The sequence below is a fragment of the Cryobacterium roopkundense genome, from assembly GCF_014200405.1.
GTDB classification, from domain to species: domain Bacteria; phylum Actinomycetota; class Actinomycetes; order Actinomycetales; family Microbacteriaceae; genus Cryobacterium; species Cryobacterium roopkundense.
The window spans coordinates 250,558-272,457 of record NZ_JACHBQ010000001.1; the positions used below are offsets into that span (position 1 = coordinate 250,558).

The following is a 21,900-nucleotide window of genomic DNA, read 5'->3' on the forward strand; positions in this document are numbered from 1 at the left end:
GCCGCCCGGTCGACGATCCGGGGTGAACATTTCGTAAAGCGGTCAGTTTTGCAGGTGTGGGTGCATACGGCGGTACTGCACGTCGATGGTGTGGTCGGTGAAGCCGAGCGATCGATAGAGGTGGACGGGGCCGGCGCTGTCGGCTTCCACATAGAGCGCGGCCGTTGTGCAGCCCCGCTCACGCAAGTGCTCCAGGCCGACCTTCATCAGAGCGCGGCCGAGGCCGACACCCGCTGCGTCGGGATGCACTCCGATTACATAGATTTCGCCAACATGCGCCTCCACCTTGAGCCAGTTATACCCCCGCATTCGACCCTCGGCGTCGCGGATCACGAGAAAGTCGGCTGCGGCGAACCAGTGCTCGCGCTGTCGGTCCCGCAGATCGCTCTCCGTGACGGCACCCTGCTCGGGGTGGGCGGCGAAAATGAGCGCATTCAACGCGACCCACTCGGATTCGTCGACCCCGGTGCGGAAGGTGTCGATAACGAATCCCTCTGGTGTACCGGGGTGGTCTGGTGTACCGGGGAGATCCGGTCCGTCGGACTCGTCGTGCAGCGGCAGGCGCAGTTCAAGTAGGGTTCGAACGGCCACGAACCCCCACTGGACGGCAAGAGCCCGCGCCGTGGGGTGGTCGCCATGCGACCAGGCAGAAAGCTCGCCCGCTTCCTCGCCCAGTAGCGTAGCGAGGGCGGCCCCGCCGTGGCCGCGGCGACGATATTCCGGAGAGATCACCAGATCCAGTTCGCCGAGCCCCGTGAGGGCAGCCCCGACCGTGTGTCCCTCGACCTCGCGCACCAGATACGCGGCGCGCCGCGCTGCCCGCAGGTCGAGTAGCGCCTGCTCGTTGAAGGGCGCGTACCCGTCGGCTGTCGTAGCTTCGGCGGTCACCCGGTCGAATTCCGCGAGCCCGACGGCATCCGCTGGCTGGATCCGCTGAATTCGGGTGTTGGCCTGGTCAGCCGCGGAGGGAGTTGGGTACGCGTTCATCGTCGTCCTCATGCACGTTGAATCGGTAGCCCACGTTGCGCACGGTACCGATGAGTGATTCCTGATCGCCGAGCTTCGCCCGCAACCGCCGCACGTGCACGTCGACAGTTCGGGTGCCGCCGAAGTAGTCGTAGCCCCACACCTCGCTCAGGAGTTGCTCGCGCGTGAACACCCGGCTCGGATGCGCGGCGAGGAAACGCAGAAGCTCGAACTCCTTGTACGTGAGGTCGAGTGGTTTCCCGTGCACCTTGGCCGAGTAGCTGGCCTCGTCGATGACGACACCGGCCGCGCGGATGGTGGGGGAGGGCTCGTTGCGGGACACTCGCCCGGCGTTCAAGCGGATGCGGGCATCGACCTCCGCAGGCCCTGCCGAGTCGAGGATGACGTCGTCCACACCCCAGTCTGGGCTGACCGCAGCGAGGCCGCCCTCCGTAATGACGAGGAGCAGGGGAACCGAGAGGCCCGTGGTGCGCAGGATCTGGCACAGGGACTTTGCCGCCGCGAGATTGGTGCGTGCGTCCACAACAACAATGTCAGAATCCGGCGCGCTGATCAGCTGGTCCGGCTGGGCCGGAATGACGCGCGTGCTGTGAGACAGTAGGGCCAAGGCCGGGAGAACATCATTGTTGACCGCCGAGGTCAGGATCAACAACTGCAAACGAGGCCTCCAAGTATCGTGCGGCTTATCTTACCGTGCACGTGAATTGTCCCGGAGCAGGGCAGAATGGAACGGTGAGCGGGCAGTGGAATTCCATCGTGGCAGTCTGGGTGCTCGCCGTCGTGGGCGCCACCCTCACCGGAGCGTTCGCACGTGCGGGTGAAACTCTCGCCGGCGTCGGTCTCACCCTGGCCGGGTGCACGCTCATCACCCTGTGCCTGCAACTCGCCACCGGGCGCAAAGAGGGCTACGTCATTCGGGTGACCGCCAGCATCGTCGGCGCGGTGATTGTGCTAAGCACTGCTACCGTCGTGTTCGCCGCGGTCGGCCTCGCCTAACCCGCGCCCGGTCTGAACTGGGGGCACACGCCGGAACCGGCCTCCTCCCTGCCGAGCACTAGACTGTGGGCATGTCGCTGCTTGCAATCGAACTCTTCTTCCTGGGCCTCCTGGGTCTCGCCAGCCTGTCGATCGCCTGGGTTTCCGGGTTGGTCGTCTTCAAGCTCTTCCGGGGGCAGCGTTAGCCTCCATGCGTGAGATTCCGGTTGGCCTGCCCTCCGAGCTCGTGCCGCTCTCGTGGCTGCTTGGTGTCTGGGAAGGGTCCGGCGTGCTGGAATACCAGATCGGCGAGGAATCGGTCAGTCGTACCTTTGGGCATCGCCTGAGCTTCAGTCACGACGGCCTGCCCTATTTGAACTACAGCTCGTACACCTGGCTTGAGCCGGAATTCGGGTCAGAGAGCGACGACAAGATTCCGCTCGCCACCGAGACTGGTTATTGGCGCCTCAGTCGCCCGCAGACCAGCGGTGACCCTGGCCCCGGTCTGCTGCCCGGCGAGGGCGAACGTCCCTTCAACACCACCGAGGCCGTGGAGACCCTGCGCAACGCGGCCGGGGGCTTCGACATCGAGGTCGTGCTCGCGCACCCAGCCGGGGTGGCCGAGCTCTACCTCGGCCAGGTCACGGGCCCGAGAATCGATCTCGCGACCGACGCCGTCGTGCGCACTGCGGGCGCCAAACCCTACGCTGCTGCCACCCGCCTTTACGGTCTCGTTGACAACCATCTGCTGTGGGCGTGGGACATTGCGGCCCTGGGTCAGAAACTGCGAACGCACGCGTCCGGTCGGCTCGCGCACATCGAATAGCGACCGCCCCCTGCCCGCGCGCAGCGGGTGGTAATACAGTGGAAGAGATGACTCACATGACGAAGTCCCCTCTGCTCGAACTCGACGGTGCCGTGGAGGCCGAGGGCATCGACGCGGGTGTCGCGGCGCACTACGGCAACCCGATGATCGAACAGCGATCCCTGCTCGCCGGCCGCGCAGTGGTCGACCTGTCGCACCACGGAGTGCTCGCGGTGTCCGGCCCCGATCGCCTCACCTGGCTCAACTCGATCGCGAGCCAGGAGCTGCGCAGCCTCGCGGTGGGGGAATCGACGGAGACCCTGTTACTCGACCCGTCCGGGCACCTCGAATATGCCATTCGCGTGATGGATGACGGTGTGCAGGCGTGGTTGCTAGTGGAAGCCGCCGAGCTGCCTGGCCTGCAGGCCTTCCTCGACCGGATGAGGTTCACCCTGCGAGTGCAGGTCGTGGACTTCACCCTGAGCTACGCCACGGTCGGGTCGATGGCCGTTTCGCCGGCGGATGTGCTCGGCAGTGTGGGCCTCGAAGTGTCGAGCCCCAACGGGGTCCCGCTTGCCTGGCACGACCCCTGGGTGGGCGTGTCTCGCGGCGGTTATCAGTACGCCGAGATTGTAGAACACCCGGGAACCTCCTGGCGCTGGACCGAGATGCTCGTGGCACGCCCGGAGCTGCCGCTGTTGCGCGACAAAATGGGAGCGCATCCCGTGGTCGTGCCGGCCGGGCTGATCGCCCTCGAGGCGCTCCGGATTGCCGCCTGGCGACCTCGGCGCGCGCGGGAAGTGGATGAGAAGACCCTGCCGCATGAGCTGGACTGGCTGCGCACCGCCGTGCACCTGAACAAGGGGTGCTACCGCGGACAGGAGACCGTGGCCAAGGTGCACAACCTGGGCCACCCGCCGCGGCGCCTCGTGATGTTGCATCTCGATGGTTCCGAGGGGGTGCTGCCGGCCCACGGCGACGAGGTGCAGGCCGATCGGGTGCGCAGGGGCCCGCCTGCTGATCCGGCCGCAGCAACAGAGACCGAGCGTGTCACGATCGGTACCATCACCTCGAGCGCCATCCACTACGAGCTCGGTCCGATCGCCCTCGCCGTGGTCAAGCGCACGGTGCCCGACACGTCGACCCTGTTCGTGCAGTCGCAGGACGTGTCGATCTCGGCCAGCCAACAGGTGATCGTGCCGCAGTCCGCTGGTTCGGTGGCCGACATTCCCCGGCTGCCCCGGCTGGGCGCCCGCACCCCCGGCCACTGACCCGTGGCGGCGGCCCCACTCGCTAGAGTAGGGTGCATGTCTGCCCCCTATACCCTCGTCCTCCTCCGCCACGGCCAAAGCACCTGGAACCAGCAGAACCTGTTCACCGGATGGGTGGACGTTCGCCTCAGCGAGCAGGGCGTCACCGAAGCCACGCGCGCCGGCGAGCTGCTGAAAGAAGCCGGCCTGCTGCCCGACGTGCTGCACACGAGCCTGCTGAGCCGTGCCATTCAGACCGCGAACCTCGCGCTCGAGGAGGCCGACCGCCTCTGGGTCCCCGTCAAGCGCTCCTGGCGCCTCAATGAGCGCCACTACGGCGCCCTGCAGGGACTCGACAAGGCCGAGACCCTGGCCACCTACGGCCAGGAGCAGTTCATGCTGTGGCGACGCTCCTTCGACACTCCGCCGCCCGTGCTGGCCGACGACAACGAGTGGTCCCAGGCGAAAGACCCGCGCTACGCCGGCCTCGGCGACGACCTGCCGCGCACCGAGTGCCTCAAGGACGTCGTCGAGCGGATGCTGCCCTACTGGGAGTCCGACATCGCGCCCGACCTGCGCACGGGCCAGACCGTGCTCGTGACCGCGCACGGCAACTCGCTGCGCGCCCTCGTGAAGCACCTCGACGGCATCTCAGATGACGCCATCGCCGAACTCAACATCCCCACCGGTATCCCGCTCGTCTACAAGCTCGGCGACGACATGATGCCGCTCGGCCCCGGCGAATACCTCGACCCGGAGGCCGCCGCCGCCGGTGCCGCCGCCGTAGCAGCACAGGGCAACAAGAAGTAGCGACCCGATCACGAAAAGGCCCCGTCAGCACGAGGTGACGGGGCCTTTTTCGCGCGTGGACGGTTACGCGTTGATGTCCTGGTGCCAGGCGCCGGTGCCGAGGTACTGCACCTTCTTGGCGATGGACACGGCGTGGTCGGCGAAGCGTTCGTGGTAACGGCTTGCGAGGGTGGCGTCGACGGTGTCGGCGGCCTGGCCCTTCCAGCTGTCACCGAGAACGGCTTCGAAGACGCTGAGGTGCAGCGCGTCTACCTTGTCGTCTTCGTTTCGGATGGCCTCGGCGAGCTTCATGTCCTCGGACGTCAGCAGGTCGGTGAGCATCTTCGAGATGACCACGTCAAGTGCTCCCATCTGGGCGAAGGTGCTGCGCAGGCCCTGGGGGATGACTTTGTCGGGAAAACGGTAGCGGGCGAGCTGGGCGATGTGGGTCGACAAGTCACCCATTCGCTCGAGCGATGCACTGATCCGCAGGGCGCTCACCACAATGCGCAGGTCCCTGGCCACCGGCTGCTGGCGGGCGAGGATGGTGATGGCGAGCTCGTCCAGCTCTACGGTCAGCTCGTCGATTTTCTCGTCTTCGGTGATTGCCTCTTCGGCGAGGCCGACATCCGACTCGTTGAATGCACGGGTGGCCTTGTCGATCGAAATAGCGACGAGACGGGAAATCTCCACAAGGCGCGACTGCACCTCGGCAAGTTCCGATTGAAATACTTCACGCATGGGTGTGTGGTCCTTTCTCAGGCGCGCGGCGCCGCGTCTTAGACCCGCATTGGCCCCGTCAAATTGTGCCGCACCAAAGTGAACAGCAGATGCCGGGGAATTGAACAGTTACTAAAGTACAGGGTATGCAGCCGTCTTGCTGCGTTGGACACCCGCGAAACCTCAGTAATCTAGGTCTATGCAATCGACATGGCTCGTGCTGGTGTCACTGGCACTCGGGCTGGGGGTCGGTGCCGGCTTTATGGCGCTGCTGCAATTGGCGGAGCACCACGGCCGCCGCGCCGCCGAAGTGGTCAACCCCGTGGTGCCCGACGGAATCGACCAGGTGCTGGACGCACTGGAGTCCGCCGGAATCGTGCTGGACCCGTCGAACAACGTGATCAAGACATCCGCTGCCGCCCTCACCATGGGCCTCGTGTTCAGCCAGCAGCTCGTTCATGCCGAACTCATCGAGCTGGCCCGACAGGTGCGGCGCAGCGGCGAGGCCATCTCGCAGGACCTTGTGCTGTCCAGGGGGCCCTTCAACGACGCGAGCCTGCGGTACCGGGTGCGGCTCGCCCGGCTCGGAACGCGGTACGTGCTGATCCTCGCCGAAGACCGCACGGAATCATTCCGCCTCGACGAGGTGCGCCGTGACTTCGTGGCGAACATCAGCCACGAGCTCAAGACGCCGATCGCTTCCGTGAGTCTGCTCGCGGAGGCCCTGGATCAGGCAGCAGACGAACCCGTGCAAGTGCGGCGCTTCGCCAACCGGCTGACGACCGAATCCGCCCGGCTTGGCCGGCTCACACAGGAGATCATCGAGCTGTCGCGTCTGCAGGCGCAGGACGCGCTCGCGACTCCGGAGTACCTCGACGTGGATGCCCTCGTCGCAGCCGCGGTGGACCAGAGCCGTGTCGTGGCCGAAGCCCAGAACATCACCCTCGCAGTCGGCAAGAAATCCGGCGCGCGGGTCTACGGCGACGAGAAACTACTCGTCGTGGCCGTGCATAACCTGGTCTCCAATGCCGTCAATTACTCGCAGCCCGGTTCCCGGGTGGGAGTGGGCGTGCGCAGACAGAAGAACGTCGTCGAGATCACCGTAACCGACCAGGGTATCGGTATCGCCGAGGCGGACATCGACCGAGTGTTCGAGCGCTTCTTTAGGGTGGACCAGGCCCGCTCGCGGCACACCGGAGGCACGGGCCTCGGACTGTCGATCGTCAAGCACGTGGTGCAGAACCACGGCGGCGACATTCGCGTGTGGTCACAACCCGGCAGCGGCTCCACCTTCACCATCCGGCTTCCCGAGGCGGCGACTCCCGCTGCCATCACCCCCACCGCGAACGCGGCGACAGGAGACATCCAGTGACACGAATTCTTTTGGTCGAAGACGAGAGCGCGCTCAGCGAGCCGCTGAGCTTCCTGCTGGAACGCGAGGGCTACGAGATCACCGTGGCGGAGGACGGCCCGAGCGCCCTCGCCGAGTTCGACCGCAACGGCACCGACCTGATTCTGCTCGACCTCATGTTGCCCGGGATTCCCGGCACCGAAGTGTGCCGCGAGATCCGGGTGCGCTCCACGGTTCCCATCATCATGGTCACCGCGAAGGACTCCGAGGTCGACATCGTCGTGGGGCTCGAACTCGGGGCCGACGACTACGTGACCAAGCCGTACTCGACCAGGGAGTTGCTCGCGCGCATCCGGGCGGTCATGCGCCGCCACACCGAACAGGACGACGTCGACGACGAAGGAGTGCTCGAGGCGGGCACCGTGCGGATGGATATCGAGCGCCACACCGTGGCGGTGTCTGGCGAGGTCGTGAATATGCCGTTGAAGGAATTCGAGCTGCTCGAGTTCCTGCTGCGCAATGCCGGACGCGTGCTCACCCGTGGGCAGCTCATCGACCGGGTGTGGGGCACCGACTACTTCGGGGACACCAAGACGCTTGACGTGCACATCAAGCGCATCCGCTCGCGCATCGAAGCCACCCCGTCAGACCCGACGATGCTCGTGACCGTGCGAGGGCTGGGCTACCGCTTCGAGGCTTGACCCGGCGGCGACGGAGACTGCGGAAGCGGATACACCGATGCCCCCGGCCGCCTGAGCGGGCCGGGGGCATCCGTGGGGTGCTGGATCAGGCGGCAGGCGTCGCCGTGGGGATCAGGTCCGCATATTCGACGCCTGTCGTGCCGTCGAGAATCGGCAGCAGCAGTTGCACGCCGGTCTCCTCGCCGTACTGGAAGAAGACCGGGAACAGATCGCCGGGAGCGGCGTCGAGGTTCTCCAAGAGCACGCTCGGACGGTCTTCTGTGCCGATTGTGACGCTCGAGTTGGCGCGAATGGTGACGTTCTCCGTGACCTTCTGGCCGCCGGCCTCGTACTGCACGGTGACGCTCTGGGCAGAGTCGCCCTTGTTGACGGCTGTGACGAGGAGGCTCGCGGTGGAGCCGTCTTCGGAGAGCAGCATGGCGTTGCGGAAGGCGATCTCGCCCACGTCGCCACTCACTCCGTCACTGGGGTCGTACTGAATGAGCGTGGCCTGAGGAGCGTAGAACCCGCAGGCGCTCGTTCCCAGCAGGATGCCGGCCGCTAGAAAAACCGATGCAACTATGCGCGCACTCACAAGACCTCCACAATCAAGGCAGCGGCCGGGCGGATTGGCACGGCGCTGCAAAACTTCGCGATGAGATCAGCTTAGCGGCGCGGGCGCGCCGGGCGGTACGGTGTCTCAAACCTGCCGCACCTTACCACTGGGTGCTGTGGTATCCTAGACGTTGCTGAAGGGATACACATACATGCTTTTTGAGGTTGGCGAAACTGTCGTTTATCCCCACCATGGTGCCGCGATGATCACAGAGGTCAAGACGAGAATCATCAAGGGTGAAGAAAAGCTGTACCTGAAACTGAACGTGACGCAGGGTGACCTCACCATTGAGGTTCCCGCCGAGAACGTCGACCTCGTCGGCGTTCGCGACGTGATCGGCCGAGAGGGACTCGACAAGGTGTTCGAGGTGCTGCGCGCGCCGTTCACCGAGGAGCCCACGAACTGGTCACGACGCTATAAGGCCAACCTCGAGAAGCTCGCGTCCGGTGACGTGATCAAGGTCTCAGAGGTCGTGCGTGACCTGTGGCGCCGCGACCAGGACCGTGGCCTTTCCGCCGGCGAGAAGCGCATGCTGGCCAAGGCTCGTCAGATCCTGGTCAGCGAGCTCGCGCTCGCAGAGAAGACCGACGAAGAGAAAGCTTCCACCGTTCTCGACGAGGTTCTCGCGTCCTAACGCTTCATTCCCCGCGACAGGCGGCGCCGTGAGGTGCCGCCTTTCTCATGCCCCGTTCTGGGGCACGTTCCGACCGCAAAAACTCCAATAGATGGTGTTCTGACATGACTGATTGCCCCACCCCCGTGGTCGCGGTCATTGTGGTCGCCGCCGGCAGTGGCACCCGCCTCGGGCGCTCGCACCCGAAGGCCTTCGTGCACCTCGGCGGAAGTACCCTGCTCGAGCACGCCCTCCGGGCGGTGTTCGCGCTGAGCGAGCCCGTTCAGGTGATCGTCGTTGCCCCGGAAGACCGGGTGTCGGAGGCGCGCGCCATCGCGGCCGACGCCGCCGCAGCATCCGCCGCCCTGGGCCACGCTGCCCCGGCAGAGACCGTCGAGGTCGTGGCCGGAGGTGCCACCCGCCAAGAATCCGTTCGTTATGGTCTCGCCGTGCTGCGCGACGGCGTCGAAATCGTGCTCGTGCACGACGCGGCGCGCGCGCTCACGCCCCCCGCACTCTTTGAGCGGGTCGTGGGGGCGGTGCGTGACACTGGTGTCGGCGTCATCCCGGGGCTGCCGGTGGTGGACACTATCAAACGCGTCGACGTCAGCGGCGGCATCCTCGGCACCGTCGACCGTTCCGAACTCTCGGCGGTGCAGACCCCTCAGGGTTTTCCCCGCAACCTGCTCGTGGCGGCTCACGACTCGCTCGCTGACGAGGCAACGGATGACGCGGCGCTCGTGGCCGCCGCCGGCCACCGCGTACACGTGGTCACCGGAGACGCCCGCGCGTTCAAGATCACGACGCCGCACGACCTCGAGCGCGCGGAACTGGTGCTGGGCGTTCGCAACCCGGCCCCTGCCGTCGTTCTGCCGCGGGTCGGCACCGGCCTGGATGTGCACGCCTTCGACGACGAGTCCGAGCTGTGGCTCGCGGGCCTGTTCTGGCCGGGGGAGCGCGGCCTGTCCGGCCACAGCGACGGCGACGTGGCCGTGCACGCGGTCTGTGACGCCCTACTGGGAGCCGCCGGACTCGGCGACGTGGGTGGCGTCTTCGGCACGAGTGACTCACGATTCGCCGGGGCGCACGGCGATGTCTTCCTCGAAGAAACCCTGCGCCTCGTGACCGCCGCCGGTTTCGGCGTGGGCAACGTGTCGCTGCAGATCATCGGCAATCGGCCCCGCTTCGCTCCCCGCCGGGCCGAGGCCGAAGCGCTGCTCGCCAGCATTCTGCGCGCCCCGGTGAATATCGCCGCGACAACCACGGACGCCCTCGGCTTCACCGGCCGCGGCGAGGGTATCGCCGCCTCGGCGACGGCGTTGCTGGTGCCGCTCGTTCTCGCTGCCCCGTCGCTCGCAGAGCCCCCTGTCCTAAGCTTGGACGTGTGACCATGCGACTCTACGATTCCAAGGCCCAGGCTCTGCGCGATTTTGTGCCCCTCGAGGCGGGCAAGGTCGGAATCTACGTCTGCGGTCCCACCGTGCAGTCGTCCCCGCACATCGGACACCTGCGCAGCGCCCTCGTCTACGACCAGCTGAGGCGCTGGCTGAGCTACCGCGGGCTGACCGTCACGTTCATTCGCAACGTCACCGATATTGACGACAAGATTCTCGTGAACGCGCAGGGTTCCAGCGAGGAATGGTGGGCACTCGCCTACCGCTACGAGCTCGAATTCACGGCCGGCTACCAGCGCCTGGGCATCCTGGCCCCCACCTACGAACCGCGCGCCACCGCGAGCATCCAGGAGATGCAGAACCTGATCTCGCGCCTGATTGAGAAAGACCACGCCTACCCGGCCGACGACGAGTCCGGCGACGTGTACTTCGACACCGCGAGCTGGCCCTCCTACGGCGACCTCACTCGGCAGGGGCAGGGCGATATGGAAGCCGCGGCAGATGCCGACCCGCGCGGCAAGCGCGACCCGCGCGACTTCGCCCTGTGGAAGGGCCGCAAGGACGACGAGCCCGAGTCCGCCGCGTGGGCCTCGCCCTGGGGCGCTGGCCGCCCGGGCTGGCACATCGAATGCTCGGCCATGGCCAGCCGCTACCTCGGTGCTGAATTCGACATCCACGGCGGCGGCCTCGACCTGCGTTTTCCGCACCACGAGAACGAGCTCGCGCAGTCCAGTGCCGCCGGCGACGCCTTCGCCCAGTTCTGGATGCACAACGGTCTCGTGCACGTGAACGGGCAGAAGATGTCCAAGTCACTCGGCAACTCCATTTACGCCGCCGAGTTGCTCGACCAGGCCCGTGCCATCGTCGTACGTTACTACCTCGGCGCCGCGCACTATCGCTCCACGATCGACTACCACGACGGTGCGTTGATCGAGGCCGAAGCCGCCCTCGAACGCGTCGAAAGCTTTCTCGACCGTGCCGAACGCCGACTGGCCGACACCCGCTTCGCGGGCTCCGGCGCACTCGTCGTGCCGACCGAATTCGCCGAGGCCATGGACGACGACCTCGCCGTGCCGCAGGCCCTCGGGGTGCTGCACGACACCGTTCGCGCCGGCAACGCGGCGCTCGACGCCGAAGACCTGCACGCCGCGGCATCCGCTCGCGGTGAAGTACTGGCCATGAGCGAGGTGCTCGGAATTAATCCGTTGTCCACCGGCTGGTCGGTCGCAACGGATGAGCCGGCCATGGTCGCGCTCACCGCCCTCGTTGAGCGCCTGCTCAAGGATCGTGAGACCGCGCGGGATACCCGCGACTACCAGGCCGCAGACCGTATCCGGGACGAACTCGTCGTCGCCGGAATAACCATCGAAGACACACCCTCGGGTGCCCATTGGAGTTTTGACTGATGAAGAACACAGACCGCAAGGCACGCACCGGGTCCGTGCGCAAGGGCAGCCGCGGCGGCCAGGTGGGTTCGGGCGGCCAAGGCCGCCAGGCCCTCGAGGGCAAGAAGCCCACGCCCAAGGCCGAAGACCGTCCGTACCACCCCGCCGGCAAGAAGAAGGCCGCCAAGGAGCGCTTCGCTGCGGCCGGCGGTTTCGCGTCGCGCCCCAGCAAAGATGCGAGCAACGAGAGTGGCCCGCGCGGCGGGGCGCGCGGCGGCTCTCGTGGCGGTTCGTCCAGCGGACGCCCGCAGACCCCCCAACGCAGCACCGGCAACTCCGGCGGCGGCGGCGCGTCCACGCGTCGCGCCAAGCAGGTCGACGAGCACGAAATCGTCACCGGCCGCAACTCGGTCGTCGAGGCGCTCCGCGCCAAGATTCCCGCGAGCGCCCTGTACATTGCGTCGCGTATCGAGATGGATGAGCGCGTCAAAGAGGTTCTCCTCATGGCGACGAGCCGCAACATCCCGATCCTCGAGGTCATGCGCCCCGAGCTCGACCGCCTCGCCGGCCGTGACTCAGTGCACCAGGGCCTCGCCCTCAAGGTTCCGGCGTACGAATACGCGCACCCGATGGAGCTGCTGCAGCTCACGATCAGCCGCGGCCACAAGCCGTTGTTCGTGGCCCTCGACGGCATCACTGACCCGCGCAACCTGGGTGCCATCATCCGCTCGACCGCCGCATTCGGCGGACACGGCGTGATTGTGCCGCAGCGTCGCTCGGTGGGGGTCACAGCTTCGGCGTGGAAGACCTCGGCCGGCGCCGCCGCCCGCACGCCCGTCGCCATGGCGAGCAACCTCACCCAGACGCTCAAGGCACTCAAGGAACAGGGCGTGTTCGTGCTCGGCCTCGACGGCGGCGGAGACGTGCAGCTGCCGGAGCTCGGCTTGGGCTTCGCCGAGCGTCCAATCGTGATCGTCGTCGGCAGCGAGGGCAAGGGCCTGTCCCGCCTCGTCACCGAGACCTGCGACGCCATCGTCTCGATTCCGATCAGCGCCGACACCGAGTCGCTCAACGCCGGAATCGCCGTGGGCGTGACCCTTTACGAGGTCTCCCGCCTCCGAGCCCAAATCAAGCAAGCCAAACTGGCCAACTAGCCCCCGCCCCTGCACGGGGCGCGGGCCCGGGGCGCGGGCCCAGTCTATAAACTGGGCCCACGCACATATGGTGGGCCAGGGCCATTGCGCCGGATGGCCATCGGCCGTCCCACGTTGGTCGCGCGCGCCGAGGGCGGGCCCCGCCCGCCCTGCACGGGGCGCGGGCCCGGGGCGCGGGCCCAGTCTATAAACTGGGCCCACGTTCAGAGGGTGGGCCCAGCGTCCGCCACGCTCTAGGTGTACTGAGCCGACAGGTTGGTGACAGTTCGGGGTTGAAAAAGGGAGAACCTCCGGCTTCAGAACTGTGTCCGTCCTCCACAGAAAATACCTGTGGCCCGAATTTCACAACTTTGCACACAACTCAGGATTTCGCTCCCGGGTATGGTGACAATTGGCCATGCTTGAGAATCTGGAAGTGCCCAGTGCCTCCCCTGAAGGCCTTATTCTCGCCGCATCCCTCTGGGCGTCGGGTCTGACTACCCGCGCGGTGCGCGCGATGCTTGCCAGCGGTGAGCTCGTGCGCATCCGGCGCGGAATTTATGCCCTGGGTGATACGTGGCGCCGGGCTGAGACCGATGACCGATATCGCCTGTTCGTTCGCGCCACCGTGCTCGCGGCGGAGCAACCGCTCCTCCTCTCACACCATTCCGCGGCGGCGTTGCACAATCTGCCGATCATCGGACCCTGGCCAAAGGTCGTGCACGCGATCAATAATGATGCGACTGGCGGGAGCAGCGCCCGGTTCACGACGAGTCATCGAAGCGTAGTCGAGCCCGAATCCATCGCGTTGAGCGGATGCTCCGCCACCACTCTCACACGCACTCTCATCGATGTGGCGGCCAGTGCGAGCTTTCTCGTCGGCGTCACCATGATGGACCACGCCCTGCGAGTCGAGCAGGAGCGTGTACAGGGAGAACACCGGCGGGGAATTAGCGGTACTCCTGCCCTCTCGAAAGATGAGCTGTACGGTGAACTCGCGACCGTTCAACCGCGAACGGGAAGAGCGCAAGCACGCCGCGCCATCGATTTCGCGAATCCGCTTGCCGCCAACCCGGGCGAGTCGCTCAGCCGGGTGCGCATAGCCGAACTGGGCTTCGAGGTGCCCGAACTGCAGGTCCGCTTCGTCGTGCACGGGCAAGAATATTGGGTCGATTTCTTCTGGCGGGGCGTGCGCAAGATCGGCGAGTTCGACGGCAAAGTCAAGTACACCCGCGGCGTGATACTCGGCGACCGTCACCCGGGCGACGTTGTCGTCGCCGAGAAGGATCGCGAGAACCTGCTCAGACCGCACGTCAACAGCTTCGACCGTTGGGACTGGGACACCGCGCACTCGCCCCGACGTTTTTACGAGTTCTTGGTCGAACACCAGGTTCCGCGCGCATGAGAGGGTAGCGCATCACCACCAGATCCGTGAGCGGCCGCGGTGTGATTTCCGCTACCAGATACCCCGTGGGCCCACCTTATGTGCGCGGGCCTAGTTTATAGACTGGGCCTGCGTTCGGGGCCCGGGCCCCGAACGCAGGGGGAGGGGGAGGGGGAGGGGTGGTTAGACCTTGAGCTTCCAATCGGTGGCGTCGTCGGGGTCGGTTCCCGCATCTTCGGGGGCGTCGTCCGAGCGGATGACCTGAATGGGCAGCGTGATTGAGCCCGTGGGCGGGTCCATCATGGTGGCCTCGTCGCGGCGGTGGCGCAGCACATCCTGCACGTAGGAACTCACGGCTTCCGCGAGTGGAATATCGCGTGACTGGTTCTGCGCCATGTACCAGCGGTGGTCGAGCAGCTGGTGGAAGACCTCGGCGCGCTCGAGCTTGCCGCGCAGTTCCATGGGAATGGCGCGCACGACCGGCTCGAAGACGCGCACGAGCCACTCGTGGGCGACCATCTCTTCGTCGGCGTCGGCCTTTCCGTAGGCCGCGCGATACGAGTCGAGGTCATTGAGGAGGCGACGCGCCTGGTTCTCCTCGGCATCAAGCCCGGTGAGGCGCAGCAGACGACGCTGGTGGTGCCCGGCATCGACGACCTTGGGTTGGATACGCACCTTGGTGCCATCGGAATCTGTCTTGATGGTGAGTTCTTCGATGTCGAAGCCCAGGTCGTTGAGTCTCTCAACCCGCTGGGTGATGCGCCAGCGCTCCGAACTTGCGAAGGACTCGGAGCCGGTGAGTTCCTTCCACAGCGACCGGTAGGCGGCGACGATTCCGTTGCTGACCCGGATGGGGTCGAGCTCGTCGGCGACGCGACCGCCAGCCTCGAGGTCCATCAGTTCGCCGGCGATATTGACACGCGCGATCTCGAGGTCGTTCTCGCGCTGGCCGTTCGAGAGGCCGCCGGCATAGAGCTGGCCGGTCTCGGCGTCCACCAGGTAGGCGGCGAACGCTCCGGCATCACGGCGGAAGAGCGTGTTGGAGAGCGACACGTCGCCCCAGAAGAAGCCCACCATATGCACACGCACGAGCAGCACTGCGAGGGCGTCCACGAGGCGGGTGGCCGTGTCGGGGCGCAGGGTGTGCGAGTACAGGGCGCGGTAGGGCAGGGAGAACTTGAGGTGCCGGGTGACGAGGACCGATCTCAAGGGGTCGCCGTCGTCATCCGTTCGATTCGTTATCACGGCCACCGGTTCCACGCACGGCACCTCGAGACCCTGCAGGTTGCGCAGCATGTCGTACTCGCCGCGCGCCATGTCGCTCGTGGTCTCCTTGATGGCCACGACCCGGCCGCTCAGGTGAGCAAAGCGCACAAGGTGCCGGGACAAACCCTTCGGGAGTGAGGCGATGGTCTCATTCGGCCAGGCGTCGAGGGGAAGCTGCCACGGAAGGTCGAGCAGTGCGGGGTCGGCGATGGCCGAGGTGATATTGAGGGAGCCACTCATGAAAAGAGCCTAACTGTTGCACAAACGGCCGGATGGAGCGATGCTCCATCCGGCCGGATTAGGTTGTGTGAGACGGGGCTGCCTAGTCAGTGACGGCGCCGCCGAGACGGAGGCCGCTCTCGGAGTCGAACACGTGCAGGTGGTTCGGCGTAGCGGTGAGGTACACCGTCTCGCCGGCGTTCGGGTGCGAACGGCCGTCGACGCGGGCGACGATGTCGGTGCGCTTGCCCTCGATGGTGGAGTGGCCGTAGAGGTAGCCGTCGGCGCCGAGCTCCTCCACTAGGTCGACCTCGATCTGCAGGCCGTCGCCAGCGGTCGTCGACATCTGGATGTCCTCGGGACGAACACCCACGGTGACCTTCTTGCCGGCGACACTCGCGAGAGTGTCGCGCTGCACGGGGATCGTCGAGGTGCCGAACTTGATGCCACCGTCGACGGTGTCCGCGAGGAACAGGTTCATTGCGGGGCTGCCGATGAAACCGGCCACGAACACGTTCTGCGGCTTCGCGTACAGGTCGCGGGGCGTGCCGACCTGCTGCAGGATGCCATCCTTCAGAACGGCGATCCGGTCACCCATGGTGAGCGCCTCCGTCTGGTCGTGGGTCACGTAGACCGTAGTGACACCGAGGCGACGCTGCAGGCTCGCGATCTGCGTACGGGTCTGCACGCGCAGTTTGGCGTCGAGGTTGGACAGCGGCTCATCCATCAGAAACACCTGAGGCTGACGCACGATGGCGCGACCCATGGCCACGCGCTGACGCTGGCCACCGGAGAGCGCCTTGGGCTTGCGGCTCAGGTAGGGCTCGAGGTCGAGCAGCTTGGCGGCTTCGAGCACGCGGGCGGCGCGCTCGTCCTTGTTGATGCCGGCAATCTTCAGGGCGAAGCCCATGTTCTCGGCAACGGTCATGTGCGGGTAGAGAGCGTAGTTCTGGAAAACCATGGCGATGTCGCGGTCTTTTGGCGGAACATCCGTCACGTTGCGCTCACCGATGAAGATGTTGCCGTCGTTGACCTCTTCGAGGCCGGCGAGCATGCGCAGGGACGTCGACTTTCCGCAGCCGGAGGGACCGACGAGAACGAGAAACTCGCCGTCGGCGACCTGCAGGTCGAGCTGGTCAACTGCGGGGCGAGTGGAACCCGGGTAAAGCCGGGTTGCCTTGTCAAACGTGACTGAAGCCATGGTTATTAATCTCCTTCACCGGCAGGAACGTGCCGGACGATCCGTTGTGAATAGGATTTGTCAGTCCGGAGCCTGCATCGTTGAAAGTGCCGAACCTTTCCATTATGGCATAGGGCCCACGGTGGTCCGTGTGGCCGGCCCGAACAGGGGGGACAGACCCGGCGGCTGTCCGTTTGGACGATTCCCAGTGTGGGGCCGTATTATTTGCACGGGTACCAGCATTAAAACTGGGGGGATAAACCTTAATCGTGCGGAGCTAGGATTTCATGACAACCGGCGGACTGAGTGACAAGCGTCCCTCCAAGAACCAGCGACGGGATGCGGCTCGGGAGAAGGCCAAGCAGTTCCGCGTCGACCAGAAGAAGAAAGAGCGCCGCAACAAGGTGCTGCTGCAGGGCGGCGTCGGCCTCGCGGCGATCGGCATCGTCGTCGTCGTGGCCCTCGTGATCATGAACTCAATTCGCCCGGCCGTTCCCGGCCCGGCGAATATGGCGAGCGACGGGATTCTCCTCGGCGAGGGAATGACGGCGGTCACGACGAGTGCCCTCCAGCCGGAGGCCACCCCCGTGGCGTCCAAGCCTGACGCGACGGGAACCGTAGCCAACATTCGGGTCTACGTCGACTACCTCTGCCCGTTCTGCGGCGACTTCGAAACCACCAACGGCGAGCAGATTGCGAAGTGGGTTGAGTCGGGCGCTGCCACAGTGGAGATTCATCCGATCGCCATCCTGACCGGGCGCTCCGCCGGCAGTCAGTACTCGCTGCGAGCCGCGAATGCCGCGGCCTGCGTGGCGAACTACTCGCCCGACGACTTCTACGCCTTCAACTCGGCGATGTTCGTCGACCAGCCGGAAGAAAACACTGTGGGGCGCAGCGACGCTGACCTGCAGGAGCTGGTGAAGAACTCCGGTGTCAGCACGTCGCTCAGTCAGATCGACACGTGTATCACGGACGAGACCTACAAGTCCTGGGTAATCGCGGCCACCGACCGGGCGACCGGGGGGCCGATTGCTAATTCGCCGCTGGAGGCAATCGCCCAGACGCCTACGGTGCTCGTGGACGGCAAGCAGTATCAGGGCAGCCTCGGTGACCCGAAGGAATTTGCGGCCTTCGTTCTGCAGTCGGTGGGGGAAAGCTACTCCACGTCGACACCCACCCCCTCGGCGACTCCGGCTGGATAGCCTAGGATGGTTGCTTGAGGCGGAAACGCCTCATGCCGGCCTGGCGCAATTGGTAGCGCACCACTCTTGTAAAGTGGGGGTTACGGGTTCAAGTCCCGTGGCCGGCCCCATTTTCCGCGGCAGATCGGCCACGAGTGCCGCGGGACGGGCGCCTCAGACCAACACTGAACTGAGCAGCAGACTTGTTTCGCTGTTCACAATGCCGTCGACCGAGCGGATGCGGCCCAGCAGTCGGTCGAAATTGCCCAGCGAGTCCGTACGCAGCTCCGCCACGAGGTCCCAGCCGCCATTAGTCGTGTGCAGCGCGTGCACTTCCGAGAACCCACGCAGCTTGCGGATCACGGCGTCTGTCGAGCGCCCCTCCACCTCGAGCAGCGCGATTGCCCGAATCGATGACGGGTCGCGATCTTCGCGCACACGAACCGAGAACCCCACGACGGTTCCGGAATGCACCAGGCGGTCGAGCCGAGCCGTCACAGTCGAGCGGGTCACTTCAAGCTCGCGGGCGAGGCTCGCCACGGATTCCCGTGCGTTCACGCGAAGCAAGGCCAGTAGTCGGCGGTCAAGATCGTCCAGGGTCGTCATTGCACTAACTGTACGGTCGTAGTCAGCAAACTGCGCGATTTGCTGAGCAAAACAATGCTCATCCGACATGGCGGTCGCACATCGCCTATCCGTAGCGTAGAAGTACCAACGAGAGAGGGGGCGCCCGTGGTGCGCTTCGTAGATGTAGCCAACATGACCAAATGGATCGCCGAGCAGGGCGTCGAGCCCATCATCACGGGCATGGTCGACTACCTCGAACGAGACTTTCTGCGCTGGGAGAGCTTCGATAAGACCTCGCGGGTGCCGAGCCACTCCCCGTCCGGCGTGATCGAGCTGATGCCCACGAGCGACGACGAAACCTACGCGTTCAAGTATGTCAACGGCCACCCCCTGAACCCGAGCAATGGCTTCCAGACGGTGACAGCCTTCGGCGTACTCGCGAACGTCTCTAACGGCTACCCCACGTTCTGGTCGGAGATGACCCTGCTCACAGCCCTCCGCACTGGCGCTACGAGCGCCATGGTCGCCAAGCTCCTCGCCAGGCCCGGCGCCACCACGATGGCCCTCATCGGCGCCGGCACCCAGTCCGAATTCCAGGCTCTGGCCTTCCGCGCCATCCTCGGCATCACCCGGCTGCGTATCTGGGACACCGACCCCGCCGCGATCGAGAAGTTCGTTCGCAACGTCGAACCCCTCGGCTTCGACGTGGTCGTGGCAACGGATGCCCGTGACGCCGTTCGCGGCGCCGACATCGTGACCACCTGCACCGCCGACAAGGCAAACGCCACCATCCTCACAGCCGACATGATCGAGCCCGGCATGCACTTGAATGCGATCGGCGGAGACTGCCCCGGCAAGACCGAACTCGACGCCGAGATCCTGCGCCGCGGCACCGTTTTCGTGGAGTTCCCTCCGCAGACCCGCATCGAAGGCGAGATTCAGCAGCTGGAAGCCGACTCCCCGATCACCGAGATCTGGCAAGTGCTCGCCGGCCAGGCCGCCGGCCGTACCTCGGCCGAACAGGTGACGGTCTTCGATTCCGTCGGCTTCGCCATCGAGGACTTCTCCGCCCTGCGCTACGTGCGCGACGCCGTCGATGGAACCCGCTTCTTCGAGGAGGTCGACCTGATCGCCAACCCCGTCAACCCCAAGGACCTCTTCGGCCTCGTGGCAGCGGCCGTTCCGGCGCTCGTCTAAGCCCTGGCGAACATGTCGGCACAGGCTCCGCGCGCGGCCGTTCTCGTTCGTCCGCACCACTTCCATCCCAATCCGCAGACCCAGGCCGACAACTCCTTCCAGTCCGCGGTCGTGTCCGGCGCCGACGCCACGCTCGCGGCTCGTGCCTTCGACGAAGTCACGGCCGCGGCCGCCGTCCTGCAGGCGCACGGCGTCACCGTGCACCTCTTCGACGACGACCGGGACGTGACACCCGACAGCGTCTTCCCGAACAACTGGTTTTCGACGCATGCCGGCGGGCACGTTGCCCTCTACCCGATGTACGCCCCGAATCGTCGCAGCGAGCGTCGTTCCGACATCGTCGAACTGCTCAAGGAGCGCTACCGCGTTCAGGACGTCATCGACTACTCCGGCCTCGAGCACGACGGCATCTACCTCGAAGGCACCGGCGCCATGGTGCTCGACCACGTGAGCCGGGTGGCCTACGTGGCTCGCTCGCACAGAGCCGACCCGATCGCCCTCGAGCGGTTCTGCACCAACTTCGGCTATGAACCGATGGCCTTCGACGCCGTCGACGAGTCGGGCACGGCCTGTTATCACACCAACGTGATGATGTGCATCGCCACCGATTTCGCCCTGATTAGTCTCGACATGATCACCTCGCCTGCCCGCCGCCAGGAAGTTTCCGAGCGGCTCGCGGCACCCGGCCGAACCGTGCTCGACCTCAGCCATGCGCAGATTCGCAACTTTGTGGGCAACGCCATCGAGCTGCGTGGGTCGGCCGGGCGCGTTCTCGCGCTCTCCCGCCGGGCACTGAACGCGCTCACGCCGAGGCAGCTCGGCGTAATCGAGTCGAGTGCCGCCGTGGTTCCGCTCGATGTTCCGACCATCGAGCTCGCCGGCGGATCCGTGCGGTGCATGATCGCCGGCATCCATCTGGAGGAACGCCCCGGACCGCCCGCCGTCGCATCGACCCCGCAACGGGTGCACCGTGGTGTGACAACGGGGGCGCGCATCTACGCCGCCTGACCGCGCCGACTCCTCGTCGTCGGTGGCGAATTCAAGACATCCTCACCACCGAGACCGACGTCCCGCAGCACTTCGGGGTGGCAGCTACCCTGCGCGGAAAATGTCCTGAATGCGCCACCTGCGCGGCACACGCGTGGCATCGGCGGGGCGAGCGGATGTCGGCGCCGAGCCGGCGGCATCCGTCTCCCTCTAGGATTACCTGAGTGACAGAACTGCGAACCCACCACGCTGTGAGCGATCCCGCTGTGTCGACCCGGTCAGTACTTCCGGTATGGCTCGCCGTGGTCTTCTCGGTGCTGATCGGCGCGATGTATGCCGTGCAGTCTCGCGTGAACGGCGAGCTCGGCGTTCGGATCGGCGACGGATTCACGGCGGCAGTGATCTCCTTCGGCTCCGGCCTCGTGCTGCTCTCCGTCGCCATGCTGTTGTGGCCCACCGGTCGGCGGGGACTCACCCGGGTGGGCGAGGCCGTGCGCGGCGGGGAACTCTCCTGGTGGCACCTGTTCGGCGGGGTGTCTGGCGCGCTCTTCGTGCTGTCGCAGGGGCTGGCAGCCTCCCTCCTGGGACTCGCTCTCTTCTCGGTGGCCATCGTGGCCGGCCAGACGATCAGTGGGTTGCTCATGGACCAATTCGGGGTCGGCCCCGGAGGCAAACGGCCCCTCACCGCGACCAAGGTCATTGGAGTCCTCGTGGCGCTGGCGGCTGTGGCGTGGACGGTCTCCGGCCAGCTGAAGAGCGACGTTCCCCTGTGGTTGCTCTGGCTGCCGCTCGCGGCCGGCATCGCGCAGGGCTGGCAGCAGGCCGTAAACGGGCACGTGCGCATCCTGGCCCGCAGCGCCCTCACCGCGACTTTCCTCAACTTTCTCACCGGAACGATCGCGCTATTTCTTGCGGCCGTGCTGCACGGCCTTGCCGTGGGCTTCCCCACCGCCCTGCCGACGTCCCCGTGGCTGTACCTCGGCGGGGCCATCGGCTGCATCTTCATCGCCGGCGCCGCCGTCGTGGTGCGCACCACGGGCGTGCTGCTGCTCGGGCTGTCCATCGTGGCGGGCCAACTGCTCTGCGCCCTCGCCATCGACCTGATCGCGCCCACGTCCGGGCACCCGCTGGGCCTCACGACCGTCGGGGGAACGGCGCTCGCGCTCGCCGCCGTGGTCATCGTGGGATTCCGCTGGCGGCTGGTCGGACGCCGACGCTAAA

Annotated in this window: 22 protein-coding genes and 1 tRNA gene; 16 read left to right on the forward strand and 7 right to left on the reverse strand. The window is 66.0% G+C overall.

What is annotated here, in order from left to right; translation table 11 throughout:
* Positions 1-42 precede the first annotated feature (42 nt).
* Together mshD and BJ997_RS01220 are read right to left on the reverse strand one after the other, a co-directional pair.
* Complete coding sequence (gene mshD / locus BJ997_RS01215) at positions 43-987, reverse strand: mycothiol synthase (protein WP_035834918.1); 945 nt, start codon at positions 985-987, stop codon at positions 43-45.
* Complete coding sequence (locus BJ997_RS01220; protein ID WP_035834919.1) at positions 956-1,645, reverse strand: response regulator transcription factor; 690 nt, start codon at positions 1,643-1,645, stop codon at positions 956-958. Before BJ997_RS01220 ends, mshD begins: the two co-directional genes overlap by 32 nt.
* 74 nt (positions 1,646-1,719) lie before the next feature.
* Here BJ997_RS01220 and BJ997_RS01225 point away from each other — a divergent pair, with 74 nt between their 5' ends.
* The 4 genes from BJ997_RS01225 (at position 1,720) to BJ997_RS01240 (ending at position 4,827) form a co-directional block, all read left to right on the forward strand.
* Positions 1,720-1,983 (forward strand): hypothetical protein, encoded by a 264-nt coding sequence (locus BJ997_RS01225; RefSeq protein ID WP_035834920.1) that lies wholly within the window; start codon positions 1,720-1,722, stop codon positions 1,981-1,983.
* A 190-nt stretch (positions 1,984-2,173) separates the two neighbouring features.
* On the forward strand, positions 2,174-2,788 hold the full coding sequence (locus BJ997_RS01230; protein ID WP_035834922.1) for a heme-binding beta-barrel domain-containing protein: 615 nt from the start codon (positions 2,174-2,176) through the stop codon (positions 2,786-2,788).
* Positions 2,789-2,844: 56 nt separating this feature from the next.
* Positions 2,845-4,038: a CAF17-like 4Fe-4S cluster assembly/insertion protein YgfZ gene (ygfZ, locus tag BJ997_RS01235; protein WP_183323216.1), complete on the forward strand. Its 1,194-nt coding sequence runs from the start codon at positions 2,845-2,847 to the stop codon at positions 4,036-4,038.
* Between the two features lie 36 nt (positions 4,039-4,074).
* Positions 4,075-4,827: a phosphoglyceromutase gene (locus BJ997_RS01240; protein WP_035834923.1), complete on the forward strand. Its 753-nt coding sequence runs from the start codon at positions 4,075-4,077 to the stop codon at positions 4,825-4,827.
* Between the two features lie 63 nt (positions 4,828-4,890).
* Here the strand turns inward: BJ997_RS01240 and phoU are convergent, their stop codons facing one another.
* Entirely contained in the window at positions 4,891-5,547 is a 657-nt protein-coding gene (gene phoU / locus BJ997_RS01245; protein ID WP_035834924.1) for a phosphate signaling complex protein PhoU, read from the reverse strand.
* Positions 5,548-5,725: 178 nt separating this feature from the next.
* Here phoU and BJ997_RS01250 point away from each other — a divergent pair, with 178 nt between their 5' ends.
* Both BJ997_RS01250 and BJ997_RS01255 read left to right on the forward strand, forming a co-directional pair.
* Positions 5,726-6,898 (forward strand): sensor histidine kinase, encoded by a 1,173-nt coding sequence (locus BJ997_RS01250; protein WP_035834925.1) that lies wholly within the window; start codon positions 5,726-5,728, stop codon positions 6,896-6,898.
* Positions 6,895-7,578 carry a response regulator transcription factor gene (locus tag BJ997_RS01255; protein ID WP_035834926.1) on the forward strand — a complete coding sequence of 228 codons (684 nt, stop codon included), beginning with the start codon at positions 6,895-6,897 and terminating at the stop codon, positions 7,576-7,578. The genes BJ997_RS01250 and BJ997_RS01255 overlap by 4 nt, the downstream gene beginning before the upstream one ends.
* A gap of 85 nt (positions 7,579-7,663) precedes the next feature.
* Here BJ997_RS01255 and BJ997_RS01260 read toward each other — a convergent pair whose 3' ends face one another.
* Complete coding sequence (locus tag BJ997_RS01260) at positions 7,664-8,152, reverse strand: hypothetical protein (RefSeq protein WP_035834927.1); 489 nt, start codon at positions 8,150-8,152, stop codon at positions 7,664-7,666.
* A 172-nt stretch (positions 8,153-8,324) separates the two neighbouring features.
* Between BJ997_RS01260 and BJ997_RS01265 the strand changes: the two genes are divergently transcribed.
* The 5 genes from BJ997_RS01265 (at position 8,325) to BJ997_RS01285 (ending at position 14,103) form a co-directional block, all read left to right on the forward strand.
* On the forward strand, positions 8,325-8,807 hold the full coding sequence (locus BJ997_RS01265; RefSeq protein ID WP_035834928.1) for a CarD family transcriptional regulator: 483 nt from the start codon (positions 8,325-8,327) through the stop codon (positions 8,805-8,807).
* Positions 8,808-8,911: 104 nt separating this feature from the next.
* Entirely contained in the window at positions 8,912-10,174 is a 1,263-nt protein-coding gene (gene ispD / locus BJ997_RS01270) for a 2-C-methyl-D-erythritol 4-phosphate cytidylyltransferase (RefSeq protein WP_052541894.1), read from the forward strand.
* Complete coding sequence (gene cysS / locus BJ997_RS01275) at positions 10,171-11,586, forward strand: cysteine--tRNA ligase (RefSeq protein WP_035834929.1); 1,416 nt, start codon at positions 10,171-10,173, stop codon at positions 11,584-11,586. Before ispD ends, cysS begins: the two co-directional genes overlap by 4 nt.
* Positions 11,586-12,719, forward strand: a complete 1,134-nt coding sequence (gene rlmB / locus BJ997_RS01280; protein ID WP_035834930.1) for a 23S rRNA (guanosine(2251)-2'-O)-methyltransferase RlmB — start codon at positions 11,586-11,588, stop codon at positions 12,717-12,719. The genes cysS and rlmB overlap by 1 nt, the downstream gene beginning before the upstream one ends.
* 397 nt (positions 12,720-13,116) lie before the next feature.
* Positions 13,117-14,103 (forward strand): type IV toxin-antitoxin system AbiEi family antitoxin domain-containing protein, encoded by a 987-nt coding sequence (locus BJ997_RS01285; protein ID WP_035834932.1) that lies wholly within the window; start codon positions 13,117-13,119, stop codon positions 14,101-14,103.
* Between the two features lie 162 nt (positions 14,104-14,265).
* On the opposite strand, the gene BJ997_RS01290 is transcribed toward BJ997_RS01285, so the two are convergent.
* On the reverse strand, positions 14,266-15,588 hold the full coding sequence (locus BJ997_RS01290) for a DUF4032 domain-containing protein (RefSeq protein ID WP_035834933.1): 1,323 nt from the start codon (positions 15,586-15,588) through the stop codon (positions 14,266-14,268).
* Positions 15,589-15,670: 82 nt separating this feature from the next.
* A complete protein-coding gene (locus BJ997_RS01295) occupies positions 15,671-16,768 on the reverse strand; it encodes an ABC transporter ATP-binding protein (protein ID WP_035834934.1) in 1,098 nt (365 codons plus the stop codon).
* 266 nt (positions 16,769-17,034) lie between these two features.
* Here BJ997_RS01295 and BJ997_RS01300 point away from each other — a divergent pair, with 266 nt between their 5' ends.
* Both BJ997_RS01300 and BJ997_RS01305 read left to right on the forward strand, forming a co-directional pair.
* On the forward strand, positions 17,035-17,949 hold the full coding sequence (locus BJ997_RS01300; RefSeq protein ID WP_183323217.1) for a DsbA family protein: 915 nt from the start codon (positions 17,035-17,037) through the stop codon (positions 17,947-17,949).
* A 34-nt stretch (positions 17,950-17,983) separates the two neighbouring features.
* Positions 17,984-18,059: transfer RNA gene (locus BJ997_RS01305), tRNA-Thr, on the forward strand.
* 43 nt (positions 18,060-18,102) lie between these two features.
* Here BJ997_RS01305 and BJ997_RS01310 read toward each other — a convergent pair.
* Positions 18,103-18,534, reverse strand: a complete 432-nt coding sequence (locus tag BJ997_RS01310) for an Lrp/AsnC family transcriptional regulator (protein WP_035834936.1) — start codon at positions 18,532-18,534, stop codon at positions 18,103-18,105.
* A 126-nt stretch (positions 18,535-18,660) separates the two neighbouring features.
* On the opposite strand from BJ997_RS01310, the gene BJ997_RS01315 reads away from it, so the two are divergent.
* The 3 genes from BJ997_RS01315 (at position 18,661) to BJ997_RS01325 (ending at position 21,899) form a co-directional block, all read left to right on the forward strand.
* The gene (locus tag BJ997_RS01315; RefSeq protein WP_035834937.1) at positions 18,661-19,692 is read left to right on the forward strand and encodes an ornithine cyclodeaminase; all 1,032 of its coding nucleotides are present in this window, start codon (positions 18,661-18,663) and stop codon (positions 19,690-19,692) included.
* 12 nt (positions 19,693-19,704) lie between these two features.
* Positions 19,705-20,700, forward strand: a complete 996-nt coding sequence (gene ctlX / locus BJ997_RS01320) for a citrulline utilization hydrolase CtlX (RefSeq protein ID WP_084141005.1) — start codon at positions 19,705-19,707, stop codon at positions 20,698-20,700.
* Between the two features lie 203 nt (positions 20,701-20,903).
* Positions 20,904-21,899 carry a DMT family transporter gene (locus BJ997_RS01325; protein ID WP_236628730.1) on the forward strand — a complete coding sequence of 332 codons (996 nt, stop codon included), beginning with the start codon at positions 20,904-20,906 and terminating at the stop codon, positions 21,897-21,899.
* The last annotated feature ends 1 nt before the right edge of the window (position 21,900 follow it).